Here is a 19,712-nt window from a genome sequence, read left to right on the forward strand (position 1 = left end):
CGACGTCTGCGATCCTAAACCTCCAGGAGGTTCTGATGAATTTTTCCAGCATATGAACATCTGCCTCTATTACCAAAGAAAAGCCCATCCCCTGCATCGCAGAAGATAGGCTTCGACCCATTTTAATTAAAATCGTTAAGACTCAAGGCCGCCCGAATGGCTCCCCTCGTCTCCTGATCCGGACCAATCGAAAACAACGGAAAAAACTTGATCCGGCTGCAAACGCAATTGCTCGTACGCGAGCGGGGCCTCCTTGTAGGAAACGACGCGATCGATATAATGGCGGGAATCGATCAGCTTGCTCCGGATGGCCTCCACCGCGTTCAGCCGATCCTCCAGCCCCCTGTCCCCGGGCATCAGCAGGAGGACGCCTTCCGAGTTCAGGTCGAGCCTGGGATCCAGACTCAGCCTGTCCAGGTAGTTAGCCTGGTAGACGATGCGCGGCCAATGATTGACCAGCCCGGACATCGGGTTCACGTAGTACGTATTCGGATCCCGGTAAGTATTGGGCGTTCTGCGAATCAGCTTATGCGCAAGCGCCGCCCCCTGCTTGGAGCCCGAAGCCTCGACGACGATGTTCGCGCCGCCGTCGCAATAAGCGAGGATTCGCTCGGCGGCATCCGGTTCGGCGGCTTGAACGCAGGCATGCACGCCATAGCTGTAGGAGCGCTGAAGCCTGGATTCGGAGAGGTCGACCGCGATGACCCGGCATCCCTTGCTGGCCAGGAACCCGGCGGAGAACGCGCCGATCGCGCCCTGCCCGATCACCACCGCGCACTCGTGCGGCTGGGGCTGCGCCGCCATGACGCCTCTCAAGCTGATCGCCGCCACCGGGCTTGCGACGTAGTCCAGCGGATCGGCGCCCTTCGGCAAGACGATCGCCTTATCGCCCATCCCGACGAGATGGTGACTGGCCTGCCCGCCCCATTGCGAATGGATGCCCGCCGGACCGTTCAGCGAATTGTAGCTCAAATAATCGCCAAGGCGGTAACCTTTTACGGCCTCCCCCATCTCGACCACTTCGCCGACGGCGGCGTAGCCCGGGATCAGCGGAAATTTGCCCGAAGCGCCGTAATGGCCGCCCAGGACGCGGGTTTCCGTTCCGCTGGAGACGAAGGTGTAGCGCGTCTTGACGAGCATTTGATCCGGCTTCAACTCAGGCAGCGTAAAGGTGCCGAAGCCTACCGTGTTTTCTTGTTCAAAAACGATCGCGTGAATGGTGGTCATTTCGGTGGAAACACTCCTTTTCTGTACGTCGGCAGCGAGCGGAGCGGAACGGAACGCCGGCCTTACGCAGATCGGCTGACCGATCCGCGTAAGGCCGAGCGTGCTATCCGACCGGGTTATGCCTGAAACTCGATTAACGGCTGGGTTGCGACATCGTTCAAAATCTCCTTGTACGCTTCCCCATACTTCATGCCGAAGGTGTAGGCGCCCGGCAGCAGCTCCTTGACGGTTTCTCCGCCGCCCGTCGTGCCAAACGCTTTCCAGCCGTCCGCATAATAGCTCGCGATTCCGCCGTCGAGCGGGTTGCCCAGGCTATCCTTCAACTTCACCGTCACTTTGACCGTCCGAAATACGACCGTCGCGTCCGTCCCGACATTCTGCAGCAGCTCCTTATACGCCCCCTCGTGCTTCATGCCGAAGGTATAGGAGCCGGGCAGCAGTTCCTTGCCGACCTCCCCTCCGGTCGTGGTGCCGAAGGTCTTCCAGCCGTCCGCATAGTAGCTCGCGACGCCGCCGTCGAGCGGATTGCCCAGGCTGTCTTTTAGCTGTATCTTCACCTTGACCGTCTGAAATACGACCGTCGCGTCCGTCCCGACATTTTGCAGCAGCTCCTTATATGTGCCCTCTTGCTTCATGGCGAAGGTGTAGGAGCCGGGCAGCAGTTCCTTGCTGACCTCGCCCCCGCTCGTCGTACCGAAGGTCTTCCACCCGTCCGCATAGTAGCTCGCGCTGCCCGTATCCAGCGAGTTGCCCAGGCTGTCCTTCAGCTGTACCTTCACCTTGACCGTCTGAAAAACGACCCCGGCGCCGTTCGCCGTATTCTGCGCGATCTCTTTATACGTTCCTTCATAAGACATGGCGAACGTGTACGCTTTGTTCGGCAAGGATTTCCTGGCGATGCCACCAGCGTCCGTCACGCCAAAGGATTTCCAGCCGCCGTCGTAGTAGGACACGCTGCCGCCGCTGAGCGGATTTCCTTCGCTGTCCTTCAGCTGCACTTTGACGGATGTCGCCGTAAGGGTGAAGTCCAAGTCCTTGGCCGTTTCGATATTGCCCGCCCGATCCGTCGAGCGATAGCGCAAGGCGACCTCGCCTTGCGTATCGAACGTCACGGCAGCGGTATAAGGCGCCCAGGTCGTTCCGTTATCCAGGCTGATCTCGGTGCCCGCCAGGCCGGATACGCTATCCGTGCCCGTTAAAGTTACCGTGACCGGACTCGCGTACGTCCCGTTCGGTCCGTCCGGCGCCGCGGGCGACAACGATGCCGTAGTCACCGGCGCCAGCCGGTCGATCTGCAACGCCCGGCTTTTCGCCGTCTCGACATTGCCCGAGCCGTCAATGGAGCGGTAGAGCACCTCGTAATTGCCGTCCGCCGTCAATGCGACCGGCGCGGCATACGTCTGCCAAAGTCCGCCGTTGTTGACGCTGTATTGCGTCTTGGCGATCGCGGACAAGGCGTCCGTCGCCGTCAGCGTGAAGGTCACGGGCTGCCGGTACGCGCCGTTCTCGCCGTCCGGCGCAGCCGGCGATACCGACAACGCCGTTGCCGGCGGCGCCGTGTCAACGGTGACCGACCGGATCTCTACGTCGTCCAGGTAGTAGGTGTCCAAGGCGGCCGGCAGATCCGTAAACACATACATCGAAACATTCGTGACGTTGCCCGCTTCCTGAATCGTATACGTCCCGCTTATTTGCTTCCAGGACGTCTCGCTCAGCGGCTGGCTCGTCAAGACGATCTTCTGCTTGGAGACGCCGTCCACCCTGTAGGACAGACCGACTCGGAGCACCGCGCCCGCCGATGAATTCGGCGCTAACTTCGCCCAAGCAGAATAGTAAAACGCGTTGCCTTTTGTAATATTGGCGGGGAAGCTCAAGCTTCCGAACGCGTTCGTCTTCGTAATCTTCAGGGACTGGGCGCCGCCATGCGCTTCCTGCGCGCTCAATTCCCTGACCACTTCCCAACCGGTATACAGAGGCGTCGTGCCCTCCATGCCGGGATCGGAGACGAGGTTATTGCCCAGAATCGGAGTCGGCACCGTTACGAAGGCCGTTGCCGTGTGTCCGCCCTCGTAGGTGGCGGCCGTGATCGTGGCCGTACCCGGACCGACGGCCTGCAGGGTTCCGTTCGCGTCCACGGTCACCGCGTTGACGTTGTCGGAGCTCCACTGGACATCCTGTTGCGTCGCGTCGGCCGGAGATACGGTCGCCACGAGCGCTTCCGTCCCGCCGAGCTGCAAGGTCAGCGTCGTCTTGTTCAAGCTGACGCCCGTCGACGCGACCCAGCTCTTGTTTCCCTTGAAGGAAGCCCAGTCGGCCAGGACGCCCGTCAGCAGCGCGGGTTTGTTGGCGTTGACGGCCAAGGTGCCGGGCTGGGCGCCGATCGATATTTTCGTCCCCACTGCGATATTCCCCGCGAAGCCGTTCAGCTGGCTTTTCTTCAGGATGCCTTCCGTCAGCACTCTGCCCGATTGTCCCGGCACGACCCGCTCCAGCGTGAAGCCCACGAAGCTGGCTGTCGAATCGGCCGCGGTCATGAGCCGCATCGAGCTATCGTCGGCATCGAACACGACGGGAGCGAATCTGGGGATGCCCGCCGACGTCAGATTCTGCAAGGTCAGCTGCTTGTCGGGCACCTGCGGATAATACTCGTTAAGGGTCACGTTATATTCCTCCGCATAACCCGAAGCGCCCAATTGCAAATTGATCTGATCGATGATATATTGGTTCGTTTTCTCGGTGTAGTTTTCATTAAATACGACGATTTTGGTCGTTCCGTCCTCGAAGGCGACGGACAAGGACTTGCTATTGACCGTCAGATCCCCGAGCCTTCTACCGAGCGTATTGCCCACCGTGACGTTGGAGCTGATGCCGACCTTGATGCCGGAGATGTCCCAATAGCCGTACAGATACCCCTTCAGGCCTCCGCCCCCGTCGCGCACGGTATACGCGCCCAACAGGTCGGACACCGCGGTGCCGCTTACCTGCACGGAGGAGCTGCCGCTTACGGATTTGCTGAACAGCGCCAGGGCTTTTCCCCTGTGCCTGTCGTCATAACCGATCGGCGTGCTGTTATTGAGGGTGACTTTGTAGTCCGCATGATCGGCGTACTGATTTTCCGGCTTCTGCGTAATCCACGGAAGGTCGTCCTGGGTCATGTAGGTGCCTACGAACTCCGTGTTGTTGAAAATGACTTCATCGTCCGTGCCGCTGCCCAGGGACTGAATGGCAACCGGCTTGGACTGCGAGGTCGATACGATCTTGCTGTCGTTGATGATATTGATCTGCGGCTTCGTGAAGTCCTCCCGGTTATGCACGTACCAACCGGTCGCCTTGGAGACGAACGTACTGTCGTAGAACGTTTCCAATACGCCGCTGGCGGAGCCGTAACCCCAAGCGTGGGAGCCTTCGCCGCTGCTTCCGCCCCACACCTGGGCCGGATCGTGGTCCGGATCAAGCGGAACGCCCGGATTGGCCGCTATCCAGTTCTGGCGGTACTGGACCGCTTCCAGGTTGCCGTAATGCTCGATATGGACGTTGCGCACGGTATGAACGGCATCCTTGTTGCCGCCGCTTTGTTCGCTGTGAACCGGATACCTCATGTTTTTCGCCGTGATGGTCAGATTCTCCAGCGTCGCCGTTCCCCTCAGCCACACGGTGGAAGATCCGGTGATCTGGCCGTTGTTAGAAGATGCCGGGAGCTCTCCTTTCAGCCAGACGGTGTCCCTGTCCGTGCCCCGGAGCGTGACATACGGCTTCACGATCCATTCGATATCGGTATAGACGCCCGGATAGATCAGGATCACGTACGGCTTCTCGGCGCTGCTGTCCAGAATGCTGTCGTTCGCCAGTTTGGGCGAGGTGAAGTCGCCGGTACCGTCGGGCTTCACGGTCAAGGTGACCGTTTGGTCCACCCACTCGACGACCGTTACCGTGCTCACAGCCGTTTTTCCGCTATCCACCGTCGTCGCCGTAATGTGAGCGACGCCCAGGCCGCTCCCGTACACGGCTCCGTTCGCGTCCACGATCGCGACCTGCGGATTGTCCGACTGCCAGACCACTTCTTGGTTGAATGCGTCCGAAGGCTGCGTGGCAGCCGTCAACGTCTCTGTCTTGCCGAGCATGATCGTAGCGGCGCTCTTGTTCAAGCTCAAACCGGATACCGGTATCCAGGCCGGCGTATCCCGGTTGGTAACCGGTCTCGCCTCGACGTCGTCCAGGTAATAGACGTCCGTCTCCGCCGGGGCATCGGTAAACAGGTACACCGATACGTTCGTCACGTTCCCGGTTTCGTTCAGGGTGTAGTCCCCCTTCACCTGCGTCCACGCCGTGCTGCTGAGCGCAGGGCTTGAGGCCACGACGATCTGCTTGGTTTGGCCGTCTACCTTGTAGGACAGCGCTATCCGGATCACTTTGCCGGATGCGTTACTCGCCTGCAGCTTCGCCCAGGCCGAGTAGGCATACGTCGTTCCGTTTTGAACGGCGACCGGGAAAGTCACGCTGCCGTACACATTGGTCTTGGTCACCTTCAAGGCTTGATGTCCGCTATGAACGTTGGTCGTCTCCCATTCCCGGGTCGTCTCCCAGCCGTTCGGAAGCGGGTCGGCCTCCAAGCCCGGATTCGCGACCAGATTGGCTCCCTTGACGGGTACGCTTAAAGCCGTGTCCAGCGTAATGGAATCGATGGCAAAATCCCCTGCGGCATTCGTCGGAACGACCTTGATCTGCTTGATCGTTCCCGTCCATCCCGGCAGCGCGCTCGGATCCCACACATACTCCCGAATGCCCGGGTCCTCAGGCAGGACGAAGGTTGTCAGCGAATTCACCGGATTCCATGCCGGAGCGGCCGCCGTCGTAAAATACACCTTCGCTTCATTGCCGCTTGTGCCGTTCTTCAGCCTGAGCTTGATTCGCTTGACGTCCGAAGCGTCGAGATCGACATTGTCCGGCGAGATCAGCGCAGGCTCGCTGCCGGTAGCGGTCGCCTGGAGCATCCCGCCCGTTACCTGAACGCCGCTTACCTGCTCATTGTTCGTCCAGCCTTCAAGGCTGTCGAACGCCCAGGTTTTCGATGCGGTATAGATCCGGATGATCTGTTCGTCCGGATCCCACCTCACGACGTATCCGAACGCCTGGTTGAAGAAGGACGCCGGGATTAACAGCTCGCCCGACGGCAGCAATGCCGGGGCATGGTCGAGCGTAATAGTCTGGCTGTCCTTGTAAGCCGTCGTCTCGCCGGCCTTAAGCCTGTAGACGCGGTTATCCTTGACCGCGATTAACGTCTGGGTCGCCTCGTCCCACTCGGTGCCGGCGCCGAAGCGCTTCAAGAGCTCGCCGCCCGGCACCATGACCGTCCCGTCGGCTATGGCCGGCGCTTGATACAGCCTAACAGGCTTGCCGTCGACGCTTAAGCCGATGCCCGTGGCGGGGGAGAGGACAACCCCGATCGAATCGATGTCGAAGCTTCCCGTCGAAGTCATCGGGTCGAAGCGAAGCTGGCGGATCTTCCCGTTCCACGAGGCATTTTTCCACATCTCGAGCAGGTAGTCGGTGTATCCGTCGACATTGCGCTCCACATAGAAGCTGACCGACTTGACCTCGTTCCAGTTCGGATCGGTATCCGTCGTGAAGAACAACTGTCCCGTGGAAAACACGCTGCTCTTCATTCGGATTCGGATATAGGGGTGATCCGAAGCTTGAACGTTCAACGGGTCCGCCGACCGAATGCCGGGGTCGGTGTTGTTGGCGGTTCCCGACAAAGCGCCGCCTGCGACCGCCAAATTGTCGATTTGCTTCTCCAAAGTCCACCCTTCCGCATCGCCGTCCGTCTCGAAGCCCCAGAGCGGATCGTACTGGCTCGTTACGGCCGGCGGCGTCGGCGACTTGAGCGGCAGCACCCGGCCCGGCGGGTGCAGGATGCCGAGGCGCGCCTTCTGGACCGGCGTCGGCTGCGCGTCCGCATGCGCGCCCCCGTCCTCCGTAAAGACGTTCCGGATGGCGTCCAGGTAACCGAAGCCGGCCAAGCCCGCAGGCATCATGAAGTGCCCTTCCCCGAACTCGTTCCAGTTGTCGAACATGACCAGCTTCTTGCCCAGACTGCCGCTCGGCAGGGACGGCATGAACGAATCCGCGACCCACTGCGAGACGGCTTCGAATTCCGTCGGAGTCGCGTAATAGCCGGACTTGCCTTCCCACGCGGTATCGTCTCTGCCCATGCTGATTGTCGGCAGCGTATCGATGAAGCCGGTATCGCGCTGCGCGTTCATGTTCGCTTTTTGAACCTCGGCATGCCCGCCCGCGCTGCCCCAGCTATAGGCGTAGATCGCGTCGAAGCCGGCCTCGTCCCGCTCGCTGAGCGACGTCGCGTCCGAAGCCGAGCTGGTCGTCAGCAGGATAACGTCGTCGAAGCCCGCGGCCTGGACCGCCGTTCTCAAGTAGTCGGTCTCGGCTTTGACGCCTGCCAGCGTACCGCCGAAATCCCGCTTCATGCCGGAGAGACTGTAGATGGAGACGACGGGCTTATTGTCGATCACCATGTAACGCGGGTCCTTGAAATAATACTCGATCCAATACGGCACGATATTCGTGCGGAAATCCTGGCTGTTCTGCGCTTTGGAGGCCGCATTTTCCCACATGATCGCGAATTTTGTCATGTCGCCGTATTGGGAGTTGAAGAAGCCTTCGTGCAGCGACTCGTGCAAATAAGGATCCTTGATCGGCGCGCCCTCTCCGTACGCGGGCCTGATCCAGCACGCCATCTGATAATCGATGCCGTGCTCGGCCATCCACTTGTTCTCCCAATCCGCCGTCTCCGGATTGCCCTCGTCGTAATAGCCGAGGTAGGGCTCCCGCTCCGCGTAAGGCGTAATCGTATCCCAGCCGAGGTGACTGCCCTCGCGCCAGATCGGACAGCTCTGCACGCCGACGGCATAATCGTCGGACACCGCAGGCACCGGCGCGGGCACGTAATCCGCCGGAAGCGGCAATTTCTCGTACAGCAAAATATCGTCGAGCCACACGACGCCCTGCAAGGACGCGGAAGTCTCGAAGGCAACCCCGTCCAGGCTGGCCGCGCTCGAAGCGAGCGGTACGCCTTGCGCCTGCAGCTTGCCGTTGACGTAGAGATCCGCCGTGGACCCGGCCATATCCAGCTTCGCCTTGACTTGATACCACAGATTGGCCGAATAATCGTAGAACGGAATCGCTTGACCCGCCCCGTTGATATAAGCGAGCTTGCCGTTCGCCGTAACCAGCTTCAGCGAGGAAGCGCTTCCACTAGTGAGAGACGCGGAGAACCCGTCTTTTTTCTGAGGCAGGAGCAGCTTGAACTCGAACACCCTGTCGAACGTCTCCGCCGGCACGCTCTTCTTGAGGCGCATGGTGCCCGTCGCTCCGGTCGCGTCCCACTTCAAGCTGTATATATCGGGACGCGTAGCGCTGTTCATTTGCTCGACTGCCAGCGCGCCGCCGGCCGTAACCGTCTGCCAGTCTCCGGGCAGATCCCCCGGCAGGAGCGAGAGGAATCTCTCGTTCACGTCGTAGCCTTTGTAAATCTTGACGGGCGCGATAAACATGTCGCCCTTCGCGACGCCCCCGGTGAGAATCCCCACCCGGTTCAGTTGGGCGACTTCATGCTTGAAGCCGGCGTCCGCGGCTTTCTGGACGCCGTCGATATAGACGTCGGCCGTATCCGCATCGATATCCGCGACCACCTTGACGCCGTACTCCGTGCCGGCGGCGTAGGCTTGCAGCGTCTGCACGTTCCCGCCGGCGGTTTCCAGCCGCAGCTCGCCGTTCTGCGTCACGATGCTGACGGCCTCGGTATCGTTGTCGCCGAGCTGCCACTTCGCGCCGTCCATGCCGGCGGATAGCTTGAACCGATATTCCAGCGTCAGCACGCCGCCGCTTTGCGCGACGAACGCTCTGTGCATGGAAACCGGCAGCGTCGCGTTCGTATCGGTGATCTTGAACCAGTTGTTATAGGCGCCGGTCACGCTGCCTCCCGCCTTGCGGATGTCCCAGCCGGAAGGCAGCTCTTCGCCGCTATTTTTGTACAGGAACGAGAAGTTCTCGTCGACCAGATAGCCGACCTTCGGGGCGGCAGGATTCTCCTCGGCCTTCGCGAAGGTCGATTGCTGAACCAGGATTATAATCAGGATAATGACGGAATAACACAGAGCCTCCAATGCCACTCTTCTTTTTTGCATCGACTAACACCCTTTCCGTTCCCGGATTCGTGTTTTCAGGCGCGGCTTGTGCCGCAAAACCGTTCCAAGCGTCCGCTAAGGCTCCCCACCGTTACGCGGAAAGCCTTAGCGTCATACCTGTTTCGTCTTCGCTTACTGGTTTTGCGCCTTCCACGCGTCGATCTGCTTCTGAACTTCGGCCAGCACCTTGTCCAGGCCCGCTTCGTTCAGACGCTGCTTCATATCGGCCAGGAATTTATCAAAGTCGGGCATCGAGCCGGTCTGCATGATCGGCCACAGCTCGGAATATACCGCGCTTACCTGGGCGATCTCGGTTTTGACCGCTTCCCCGTTGAAGAGGAAGCCGAGAATGGACGAGGTCTTCGCTTCCATGTTATTCTTCTGCATCTGCTCGAGCGAAGCCGTCGAGTTCCAGCCGGAGTCCCATTGATCCCACAGCGGCCCGAGCCAGTTATGCCAGATCGCCCACGTCTGTTCCGCGCCGCTCTTGGCTTCGATGGACGGACTGTCCGTTCCGGCGCCCGATTTTACGGTATAGTTCTTGCCTTCAAGCCCGTACGCGAGCGTATTGGACAGCTTCTTGTCCTTCCACACCTGGTTGAGCAGCTGCATCGCTCTTTCCGGGTTTTTGGACGTCACGCTGATCGCCGTGGCCGCCCCTACCATATTGGGCGTGGCGATCGTCGGGTAGTAAGCCAGCGATTCCACCGTCGGATAACCGAACAAGGCGGTCGATTTGGAGCCATCCGCCGTATAACCGCCGGAATCGCGCATGACTGCGTATTTCCCCGATTTCGCTTCGGCGATGAAGTCCGTTTTGATGGCGGCGTCCTTGGCTACGTAACCTTTCTTGTAGTAGTCGTTCATCGTGCGATAGTTATCGAGGAAGGCCGGAATGTCGAGCTCCATGACGGCTTTGCCCGCAAGCTCGTCATATCGGATGCCCTTGGTAATATTGGTATTGTCGAACACATAGTCGCCCGGGGCATTCACCGTCTTGGTGACGAGCAGCGGCGTAATCTCCGGTTCGTTTTTCTTGATCATTTCCAGATACGGCTCCAGCTCCTGCAGCTTGTGCACCTTCGTATAGTCGAAGTTGTACTTGGTCACCAGATCCTTCTTGAACACGATGCCGCCCGGCGTAGAGAACGGAGATTGCGACGGAATGGCCATGATTTTGCCGTTGTACGTGACCGCTTTCCAGGCGCGCTCGTCGACCTTGGCGAGAATATCCTGCCCGTATTGCTTCAGCAGATCGTCCAGCGGCAGGAAGGCGCCCTTCTGCACGTTCAGGTCGATCGGATTCGTCCAGTTCGACGTGAATACGAGATCGTACTCGTCGCCTGAGGCCGACATGAGCTTCATCTTGTCTTCCCAGCTGGCGGCATCGATAAAATGAATGTGCAGGTTCGCGTTGACGGTTTCCTTGAGGCCTTTATTGACTTCCGCTTCGATCGCGTCCTGATCCTTGATCGTGTCGATCGGCTTGCGGATATACCAGCTCACGTCGACGAATTTCTCCGACGGATCGGCCGCCTTGCTCGCTTCGGGCGACGCCGCGCTTGCGCTCGGACTTGCGCTCGAACTCGCGGTGCCGCTTGGGCTTGGGCTCGCTTCCGACTCGTTGTTCTTCCCGCTGCACCCGCTGATGGCGAGCGCGACCATGCTTGCGGACAGAATAACGCCCAGCTTGCTGTCTACTTTAACCTTGCCTACTCTCACACAAAGGCCTCCCTAGGTTTATATGGACGTGCATCTATATCAAACAGTCGCAGGACCGCGGATCCATGCGCCCGTATTGATACCAAGCGCAAGCAAACTATCCTTTTACGGAACCTACCGTCAGGCCCTGCACGAAGTATTTCTGAAAGAACGGGAACACGACCAGCATCGGCCCCGCCGCCAAAATGCACATCGCCATCCGCGCGCTAAGGCTTGGAACCTGCTGTCCCGGCTTGACCAGTCCGTATTGGACGGCTTCCGCGCTGTTCAGAAACTCCATATTGCGCAGCACGCGGATAAGCAAATATTGCAGCTTCATTAAATTCTCGTTTTCGATATAAAGCAGCGTCAGCCACCAATCGTTCCAATATTGCAGCACCAGGAACAACCCGAGGGTAGCCAGAGCAGGCTTCGTAAGCGGCAGTACGATCTTCGTAAAAATGATAAACTCGTTGGCCCCGTCGATCTTGGCCGATTCGAACAGCGCTTCCGGCAGCGATTGCAGAAATCCCTTCATCAGCAAAACATGCCAGCCGGTAATAAGAAAGGGTAGAATCAGCGCCAGCACATTGTCCTTCAAGTCCAGCCAGCTCGCCATCAGAATGTAGGAGGGAACCATCCCCCCTTGGAACAGCATCGTGAAGAACACGTAGAGAGAAAGCTGTTTCCGATAAGCATAGTCCTTTCTGGAGATGGCGAACGCGAAGCCGGTGGTAATGAAAAGTCCTGCCGTCGCTCCGAGCGCCGTCGTATAAATATTGACCAGATAAGCGTTCAGCAGGACGCCGGGATTATGCAGCAGCACCTTGTAAGCGGTGAGATCGATCTGCTTGGGAAAGACGGCGTACCCGGATTTCAGGATATCGCTCTCGTTCTGCAACGACGTTCCCAGGACGACCAGGAAGGGATAGATGCATATGAAGCATACCAGAATAAAAAACAAGTGGACGACCGTTCGGCTTCCGATATAGGGGGAGCGAAGGGCCGGATTTGTCGGCTTGGACATGGCGGATACGCCCTCCTTAGAATAACGAGTTGTCGGCGTTGATCTTTCTGACGACGTAGTTGGTGAGGATGACAAGCGTGAACCCGACGACCGATTGGAAGAACCCGGCCGCGCCGGCCATGCCGATGTCGCCCAGATCGACCAGCGAGCGATACACGAACGTATCGATGACATCCGTCGTGGGGTAGAGCAACGTGGAATTCATCGTCACATTATAGAAAAGCCCGAAGTCGCTGTAGAAAATTTTGCCGATCTGCAGGATAACCATCATCGTGATAATGGGCATGATCATCGGAATCGTGATGGACACCGCCTGGCGGAGCTTCGTGGCTCCGTCCATCCGGGCGGCCTCGTAATATTCCGCATCGACGCCGATAATCGCCGCGTAATAAATGACCGCACCGTATCCGAGCCCCTTCCAGATCGCGACGACGATCAGAATGACCGGCCAGTATTTCGGATCGTTGTACCACATGACCGGTTCCATGCCGAACGCTTCCAGGCCTTTGTTGAGGATGCCGTAATCCATGTTCAGGAGCGCCTGGAAGGCGAAGCCCGCCACGACCCAAGATATAAAATAAGGAATGAACAGCACCGTCTGGTAAGCCTTCACGGCTTTTTTGCCGACTTCCCGCAGCAGCAGCGCGAAGAATACCGATACGGCCGTGCCCAGCGCAATGAACACGAGATTGTAGAGCAGCGTATTTCTGAGCACTCTGCGCAGGATATCGCCGTTGAACAGAAACCGGAAGTTGTCGAAGCCGACCCACGGACTGTTCCAGATACCGAGGTTGTACTTGTAGTCCTTGAAGGGGAGGAGTAAACCGTACAACGGAACGTAATCCATCAGGAAGAGCAGCAGAATGCCGGGCAGGGCCAGTAAGGTTAGACCGTAGCTTTTTTTGAACTTTTTCATTTGGCTTGCTCCTTGCTCGAGGTGATACCCCAACAATAGTGATTTCCCGGCGCCCCGTATATTTTGAACTTTGTCTGTTTCTTTGAAAAATGCCGTTTTGGCGCAAATACGGGCTTGCGGGCTCTCCGATAAATGTCCGAAACTCCGAAAACGGCGCAACCGACAGCGTACAGGTTATAAAAAAAGAGCCTTCACGGCGGATTCCACTGGCCGCGAGGCTCTTCGTTGGTTCGAGGTTTTACCAGGAAATTTCGAGCGCGCCGTTGAGATGATCGATCCTGACGCAGTCGCTTGACGTATAATCGGGCAGTTCCAGATAGACGTCGCCGCATTTTACTTCGACTCTTGCTTCGCGCAGGGCGTCAAGCGGCGGGTAAATCGTCAGGCTCGCCTCGCGCAGTCCGGCGACCGTGATTAACCGCGTCGAGCTTCGGTTCGGCGTGGGCATCGGCGAGTGCTCTCTGCAGGAGACGAGACTGCCGCCCGATTGGCGGACGAACAACCGGCATTCGTCATGGAAGGTCCGGTCCAGCGAATACGCGGATGGCCCTTCGCCCACCTTCGTCGTCTGGCCGATGAGGATCGGCACGCCTTGGGGAAAGCGCATCTGCAACGAAACGGATGTATCCTGGCGACAGCCGGTGAAGAAGTAGCCGTTGTCGCGGCGCGCGATGAACAGCAAGGCCGACTTGGAAGCCGCAGCTTGCTTCGTCTGCAGGAGCGAATATCCGAATTGGGCCAGCACGTAGCGGGCCTGCACCGATACGTCCAGATAGCGCTGCGATTGCCTGACCGGCAAATCCGTGACGCTGCCCCGCAGGAAAGGCAGGGAGCCCCGCACCCAGCCGGCTTGCCCGCCGTTCCATTCCGGCAGCCGCCGGGTCAAGGCCATCACACGTTCCTGATCCTCCCGCTTTGCGGTCGAACAGACCTGCGTATAACGATCGCCCGCGTCCGCGAGCACCTCGCGGATTCCGCCGCCGCCGATGAGCGCATCGTGATCGATGACCGACGGGGAAGGACTCTCTTCGAAGACGACGTCTTGGGCCAGCGCAGCCGAAACGGAAACCTCCAACTCCCCTTGAAGACCTTCCTCTTGCCGAATATTAAGCAACTGCTGCAAGTCGGGATCCAGCGCCGGTCCGTAGAACAACACCTGTCCGCCGCCGCGAACGTAATCCGCGAGCAGGCTTGCGTTCGCCGCGTCGATCCACGAGGTCGGCGTAAAAATGACGGTCCGATGCAGCTTCCTCCGATTGTCCTCGCTCAACTCCCGGAAGCTGTCCGTGCTGAGCACCGTGTTGAGCGGCAAGCCTTCGTTGACCGCGTTGCGTACGAACCACTCCTCGAAGAGGATCGCCTTGGAACGTTCCTCCGAGTCGGCTACGGCAGCATGATATTCATGGAAAGGATACAGCCACGTCAGAACGCCCGGTTCGTCGGGGAAGTCCTCGATCGCCCGGCGAAGATGCGGAATCACTTCCTGCGGGCAGGATTCGATCAACTTGCCCTTCTCCGTATCGATGGTCAGAATCTCCACGATCCCCGGACTCTCCAGCTTCCCGTCCGCGTTCATGCGGGCGACGGACAGCGGACAGTAAATATCGTGGGGCTCCCGGTCGTACAGGTCCCGCCACGGGTTTTGCCAGAACCACGGGTCGTTCGCATAGAAGCGATAAGGATACGTGTCCCCGGGAAGCACGGCGATCCGAGACATGTACGACGCCACTTCCAGGCCGAAGTCGAAGTTAAGCGCGCCCCAGGGCGAATTCGGAGGCGGGAGCTCGATATAGCCGGCTTCGTACAACTGCTTGAGCGGCACAAAGTCCTTGGTCAGATCCATCCCCGTGCCGAAGTTCGTGCCGCGCACCTCTGTCCGGTAGCCCGGGCATTCTTGCTTGAACGCCGCCCAGAAAGATAGCAGCTTGCCCGACAACTCTTCGTAATCGGCCAGCGGCAGCGAGGTCCCGTCGAAGTTCGCGCCGAGATACGTCCACGGGAAAGAGGAGAAGCCGAAGCCGTTGGAGAACCAGATGTAATCGAAGCCGAACGCCGGCAGGTAGCTCGCGCATTGCCGCCCCAGGAACTGTCCGAACGGCGTACCCTCCGGAATGCCGTCCGGGTACGTCGCGTAGGCGGCTTGGTCTGCGTGCAGCTTGGACCAGACGCAGACGACCGTATAATCCGCCCTTAACGCGACGAATTTCCCGCCGAGCTCCGGCTTGTTGATCTCAGGATGATCCTTGTATTTAAAATCGGAATAGGCGAACTCGGGTCCCGCGTCGAAGGTCGCGCCCACCTCCATGCGAATGCCGAACTTCTGCCCGGCAATCCGCTTAAAGGCGGCCACGATATAACGCAAGTCCCCGTAGGTGATGCGGCACGGATCGTCCCGGTACAGCTTGGCGACCGCGGCATCGTTCTCGCTTTTGATATGGCTGAATTTGTCCTCGTTGGCGAAGCCGATATAGCGGCCCCACTCGATCTCGCTGTCGAAGTCGCCGTTCCACGTCAATATTTCGCTGCCGTCCGCTGCCCAGAGCAGCATCGAGCAGCTATCCGCCAGTCCGATCAGCGGCAGCCACTGCCTAATCGCCTCCTCGCATACTTCGTCGATGGCCGCCGGCTCCATGCTCGTAAACGGCTTCAGGCTCATCTCCAGCGTCACTCTCTTCAGTGCCGCCTTTTCGCTTATTTTGGCCATTGTCCCTTACCCTCCCGTGTTCGGTTCACTCGGTTAACTAGGCTTGCTCGGGTCTGCAAATGCTCGTCGGCCGAAGCCCCTCGCTAGAGAACGAAGCGTCGACGCCGTATACGGTCACTTGCCGGCTCTCTCCCGGAAGCAAATCAAAGTATTCGTCGGACAGCCTTGTCCGATCATCCAGGCGGAAATGCACCGCATGCGCGTACGTATCCGAGCTTACCGTGAAGCTCGCTTCGTCCCCGCGCACCTCGAAGGACGAAATCTTCAGCTCCGCGGCAGAGATCCGCAGCTTGCGGAACACCTCCGTTCGGAGCGTCGCCGGCGCAATGCCGCGCTCCTGCGGGGATGCGCCGTTCCCCGGCGCAGTAGAGCCGTGGCCTTGCGGCGAAGCGCCGCGCGGAATGACGGCCAGCGTGCCCTGCAGATAATCGCGCTCGCCCAGCGGCAGCGTCAGCACCTCGCCGCGCGAATGCGCGGGCAGCTCGATCGCGACCGGGCGCGTCTCGCGCTGCTGGCCGTCGAAGGAGACATACCCCGCCTCCGCCTCCAGCCGGACCGGTACCGGCGTTTCGTTGATCCCGATCACCCTCGCGACGCCGCCTTCCCGGCGGATAATGAGCTTGATCGGGTCGAATGCCCGCTTCACGTAGTAGTAAGCGATCTTCCGCGTCGCGTAATAGTCGATAATCGACCAGCCCACCTCGCCCCAGCAGTCGTTATACATCCAGAACAAGCCGCCCGAGCAGCGCTCCTTGTAGCGGAACGACTCCAGCGAATAGCCGTACATGAGCCCCTGACACACGCCCGCATAGTGCAGGTATTCGTCGATCGAGAGGCCCTCGGCGTCGATATAATGCTTGCTCACGCCCGCGGCGACGGTATCCTTCTCGAAGAAGTTGTTATGGTACTTCCATAAGTCCCCGTCCCGGTCCAGAGGAGACCCGCCATGGTATGCCTCGATCGAGGATCGGCGGCAGGGTCCCACGTAGCCGTATTCGGACACGAACTTGGCGTCGAGGCGATCGTAGGCTTCGGGCGCGATGCGCTTCTCCATATCCGGGCTCATCATGCCTTCATGCCAGTGATGCACGTCGCCCATCCGGTGATCGTTCGGCTGCGCGCCTCCGTACGGGGAGCCGTTCCAGTACGGAATATCCGGACAATTCCGCCTGACGGCCCGCGGAGCGAGCTCGTTGTAGAGCGTCGCTCCCCCGAAGAAGGGCGGCTTCCGCCCTTCCGCGGTCCATTGCACGATGGCCCAATGGTCTTCGTTGTCCCCGCACCAGAGGACAAGCGAAGGATGGTTGCGCAGGCGTCGGGTCTGATAGTCCATCTCCGCCTCCGCTTCCTTCCGGAACCACGCCAAGTGATCGGGAAACAGCCCGCAGGCGAACATAAAATCCTGCCAGACCATAATGCCGTTCTCGTCGCATTCGCGATAAAACGCGTCGCGTTCGTAGAGGCCTCCGCCCCATACCCGCAGCATGTTGAACTGGGCCTCCCGGGCTTCTCCAATCAGCGTCGCATATTTCCCGTCCGATACCCGGGCATGGATCGAATCGGCGGGAATCCAGTTCGCCCCTTTGCAGAAGGCGCGGACGCCGTTAATCTCGATCGCGAACAGCCGTTCATCTTCCCCCACCCTATCCTGCAATAGCCGAACCGAGCGGATGCCGTGCCGGAAAGCCGGAAACTCGACGCGTCCACGCGCCGTCTTCGCGGCAACCCGGATCTCGTAGAGGTGAGGGTCTCCCATCCCGTTGGGCCACCAAAGCTTTGCGCCTTCGACGACGCCTTCCAGGTCCAGAAAGTGAACCCCGGAGTGGACGCATACCTCCTCCTCCAGAGACAGGACGACGCGAACGCCGTCCAGCACCTCGACGGCGATCGTCGCTTCCGTCGTCGCCAGGGGAAGGAAGCTCTCCAATTCCACCTCGACCCGCAGTTCCGCCCGTACATCCGCCTTTTTCGTAAAGGCTCTGACGCCCCGGATCGCGAGCTCCCGGTAACCGGTCAGCGTGACCTCTCCCATGATGCCGCAGGTCGGCACCTTCGGTCCCCAATCCCAGCCGAAGCCGTATTGCGGCTTCCGGACGAACGTTCTGCGCGGGTCTCCTCTGCCGTACGCTTCGCAGTCGATCAGGTTATTTTTAAGAAACGCCGTATCCATGTCGCTGAAATGCTCGACCCCCGACGTGACCCGCACCCACAGCGAATTGTCCCCTTCCGCCAACGCCTCCCTGACATTCCGCGTAAACGGATAGAACGCGCTGCGATGGTGGCCGATGTGTCGGCCGTTCAGAAAGACGTCCGCCTCGGCGTCCAGCGATTCCAGGGACAGCTCGACCGTATCGTAGACCATAAATTCCGGATCAAGCTGAAAGCTCGTTTTGAACCACCAGGATTTCAGCTGCGTCCACTCGCACGCGAAGGAATTCAGGCCTTCCAGCGGTTCCGGGATGATGCCCGCTTCGATCAGCGGCATATGGACGTCGCAAGGCACCTGCGTGCCGAGCCAGCCTTCCGTCTGCCGCATCACCTCCGAAGCGTGCTCCGGTCCCCTGTGGAGCTCCTCGTAACGGACAAACCAATCCTGATTCAATGCCATTCGTCTCAAGCCGACACCCTCCTATTTCAAAATCCCGATTATTCCTAAATGAAAATCGGTTCCCCTGCAATCCTCGCGGTTGCCGTGAACGACCTCGAGCTCGATATGATGCCGGCCCTCCGGCAGCTCGTCCGCGATCCAGTACGGCCGAAGCCAGCCGCCGTCTTTGCACCAATCCGGTCTGTCGCGGCTGACCGCGACGGCCTCTCCCCCGTCCAGCCGGTAGACGAATTCCGCCGACTTCTTGCCGAAGTCGAACACCAGGACCAGCCCTCTTCCCGAGAACGAGAAAGAGAGCGTCGCGCCGATCGCCGAGGTGCTCAGCAGCCGGTCCACTCTGGGCATCAAGGCAACCGCCCGCCTGATCGTCCAGGGTCCCTCCAGCTGCACCTCTTCGAACGGCACAAGCTCCGTACGCTCCCAGTGATGGGGATTGAGGGCCTGCGGCAGCGCACGCACAGGCGGATTTGACGCGTCCGCATCGGTATCGGCATCGGGCGATGCTGCATGGAGTGATGCTGCATGGAGCGGTGCTGCATGGAGTGCTGCTGCCTGGGGCGCTGCCGTCAGCTCCCGCTCCAACAAGGCAATCACGCATTGGCCGTAACTCAGGCTTCCCCGATGGGTCGGGTGCAGCCCGTCCGGCAGCCATTCGTCCCAGGTCATGCGTCCTTTGACTACTTCCTCCCACGCATGGCGCCCCGCCCACACCGAGCTGATCCCGTAATGCCCGGCCAGCTGCTCGAACTCGGCGATCGAGTCCGGCACTTCCTTGCGCGACATCGCTTCGTACATTCTTTGGCTGTAGGTATAGACCAGGACCAGTTCGCTGCGGCCGTCCGCCAGCAATTTGCGGAGCAGCCCTTCTCTTGCCCGCATGCGGGGCTCGGACGCCGTCAGATAGTCATTGACGGCGAATTCGACGAAGATCAGATCGCAATGGCGTTCGATCAGATCCCGCTCCGCCCGGAACAGCGCCAGGTCGCTGCCCGTGGCGCCGATCGCCGCGTTCTCGACGACGATCCGGGTGCGGGGAAACGTCTCCGCGAACCAGCGCGTCACCGGCTCCGGCCAATTGTGCGCCGATCTGCCGTCCTCCGTGATCGATCCTCCGATGAATCCCAACGTCACCGTGCCGCTCCGGAGCTTGTTTCTCGTCCGCGTCAGGCTGCTTCTTGTTATAATCGTGTCCGTACCCATCCACCTCGTTCTCCGCTGTTTTCCTTAAATCTAGCGGGCCCCGCTTCCGGCGTACACTTTGATTTGCGTCGGTCTCTTCAAATAAACGCTCTAAATAATGTTCGTTCCTACGAGATTTGTCCGTT

At 59.6% G+C, this 19,712-nt stretch carries 8 protein-coding genes; all 8 read right to left on the reverse strand.

The genetic code is table 11. The features are described from left to right. Positions 1 to 135 precede the first annotated feature (135 nt). Positions 136 to 1,227 carry a zinc-binding dehydrogenase gene (locus tag ACFOTD_RS06365; protein WP_378116846.1) on the reverse strand — a complete coding sequence of 364 codons (1,092 nt, stop codon included), beginning with the start codon at positions 1,225 to 1,227 and terminating at the stop codon, positions 136 to 138. A 116-nt stretch (positions 1,228 to 1,343) separates the two neighbouring features. Then, positions 1,344 to 9,431 (reverse strand): OmpL47-type beta-barrel domain-containing protein, encoded by an 8,088-nt coding sequence (locus ACFOTD_RS06370; protein ID WP_378116847.1) that lies wholly within the window; start codon positions 9,429 to 9,431, stop codon positions 1,344 to 1,346. A gap of 132 nt (positions 9,432 to 9,563) precedes the next feature. After that, complete coding sequence (locus ACFOTD_RS06375; RefSeq protein ID WP_378116849.1) at positions 9,564 to 11,153, reverse strand: DUF3502 domain-containing protein; 1,590 nt, start codon at positions 11,151 to 11,153, stop codon at positions 9,564 to 9,566. 97 nt (positions 11,154 to 11,250) lie between these two features. Further along, the gene (locus ACFOTD_RS06380) at positions 11,251 to 12,159 is read right to left on the reverse strand and encodes a carbohydrate ABC transporter permease (RefSeq protein ID WP_378116851.1); all 909 of its coding nucleotides are present in this window, start codon (positions 12,157 to 12,159) and stop codon (positions 11,251 to 11,253) included. A gap of 16 nt (positions 12,160 to 12,175) precedes the next feature. Next, the gene (locus ACFOTD_RS06385; protein ID WP_378116853.1) at positions 12,176 to 13,075 is read right to left on the reverse strand and encodes an ABC transporter permease subunit; all 900 of its coding nucleotides are present in this window, start codon (positions 13,073 to 13,075) and stop codon (positions 12,176 to 12,178) included. A 238-nt stretch (positions 13,076 to 13,313) separates the two neighbouring features. Further along, positions 13,314 to 15,779: a hypothetical protein gene (locus tag ACFOTD_RS06390; RefSeq protein ID WP_378116855.1), complete on the reverse strand. Its 2,466-nt coding sequence runs from the start codon at positions 15,777 to 15,779 to the stop codon at positions 13,314 to 13,316. Positions 15,780 to 15,816: 37 nt separating this feature from the next. Further along, complete coding sequence (locus ACFOTD_RS06395; protein ID WP_378117070.1) at positions 15,817 to 18,387, reverse strand: beta-mannosidase; 2,571 nt, start codon at positions 18,385 to 18,387, stop codon at positions 15,817 to 15,819. Between the two features lie 21 nt (positions 18,388 to 18,408). Next, positions 18,409 to 19,587 carry an SGNH/GDSL hydrolase family protein gene (locus ACFOTD_RS06400; RefSeq protein WP_378116857.1) on the reverse strand — a complete coding sequence of 393 codons (1,179 nt, stop codon included), beginning with the start codon at positions 19,585 to 19,587 and terminating at the stop codon, positions 18,409 to 18,411. Between the last annotated feature and the right edge of the window lie 125 nt (positions 19,588 to 19,712).

The sequence above is a fragment of the Cohnella sp. GCM10012308 genome (genome assembly GCF_042649185.1).
GTDB lineage: Bacteria > Bacillota > Bacilli > Paenibacillales > Paenibacillaceae > Cohnella.

Bases quoted from the DNA above. Each gene is read 5' to 3' on its own strand.
- ACFOTD_RS06395 (WP_378117070.1), bottom strand. From the start codon at position 18,387: ATGGCATTGAATCAGGATTGGTTTGTCCGTTACGAGGAGCTCCACAGG.
- ACFOTD_RS06380 (WP_378116851.1), bottom strand. From the start codon at position 12,159: ATGTCCAAGCCGACAAATCCGGCCCTTCGCTCCCCCTATATCGGAAGC.
- ACFOTD_RS06400 (WP_378116857.1), bottom strand. From the start codon at position 19,587: ATGGGTACGGACACGATTATAACAAGAAGCAGCCTGACGCGGACGAGA.
- ACFOTD_RS06370 (WP_378116847.1), bottom strand. From the start codon at position 9,431: ATGCAAAAAAGAAGAGTGGCATTGGAGGCTCTGTGTTATTCCGTCATT.
- ACFOTD_RS06365 (WP_378116846.1), bottom strand. From the start codon at position 1,227: ATGACCACCATTCACGCGATCGTTTTTGAACAAGAAAACACGGTAGGC.
- ACFOTD_RS06385 (WP_378116853.1), bottom strand. From the start codon at position 13,075: ATGAAAAAGTTCAAAAAAAGCTACGGTCTAACCTTACTGGCCCTGCCC.
- ACFOTD_RS06390 (WP_378116855.1), bottom strand. From the start codon at position 15,779: ATGGCCAAAATAAGCGAAAAGGCGGCACTGAAGAGAGTGACGCTGGAG.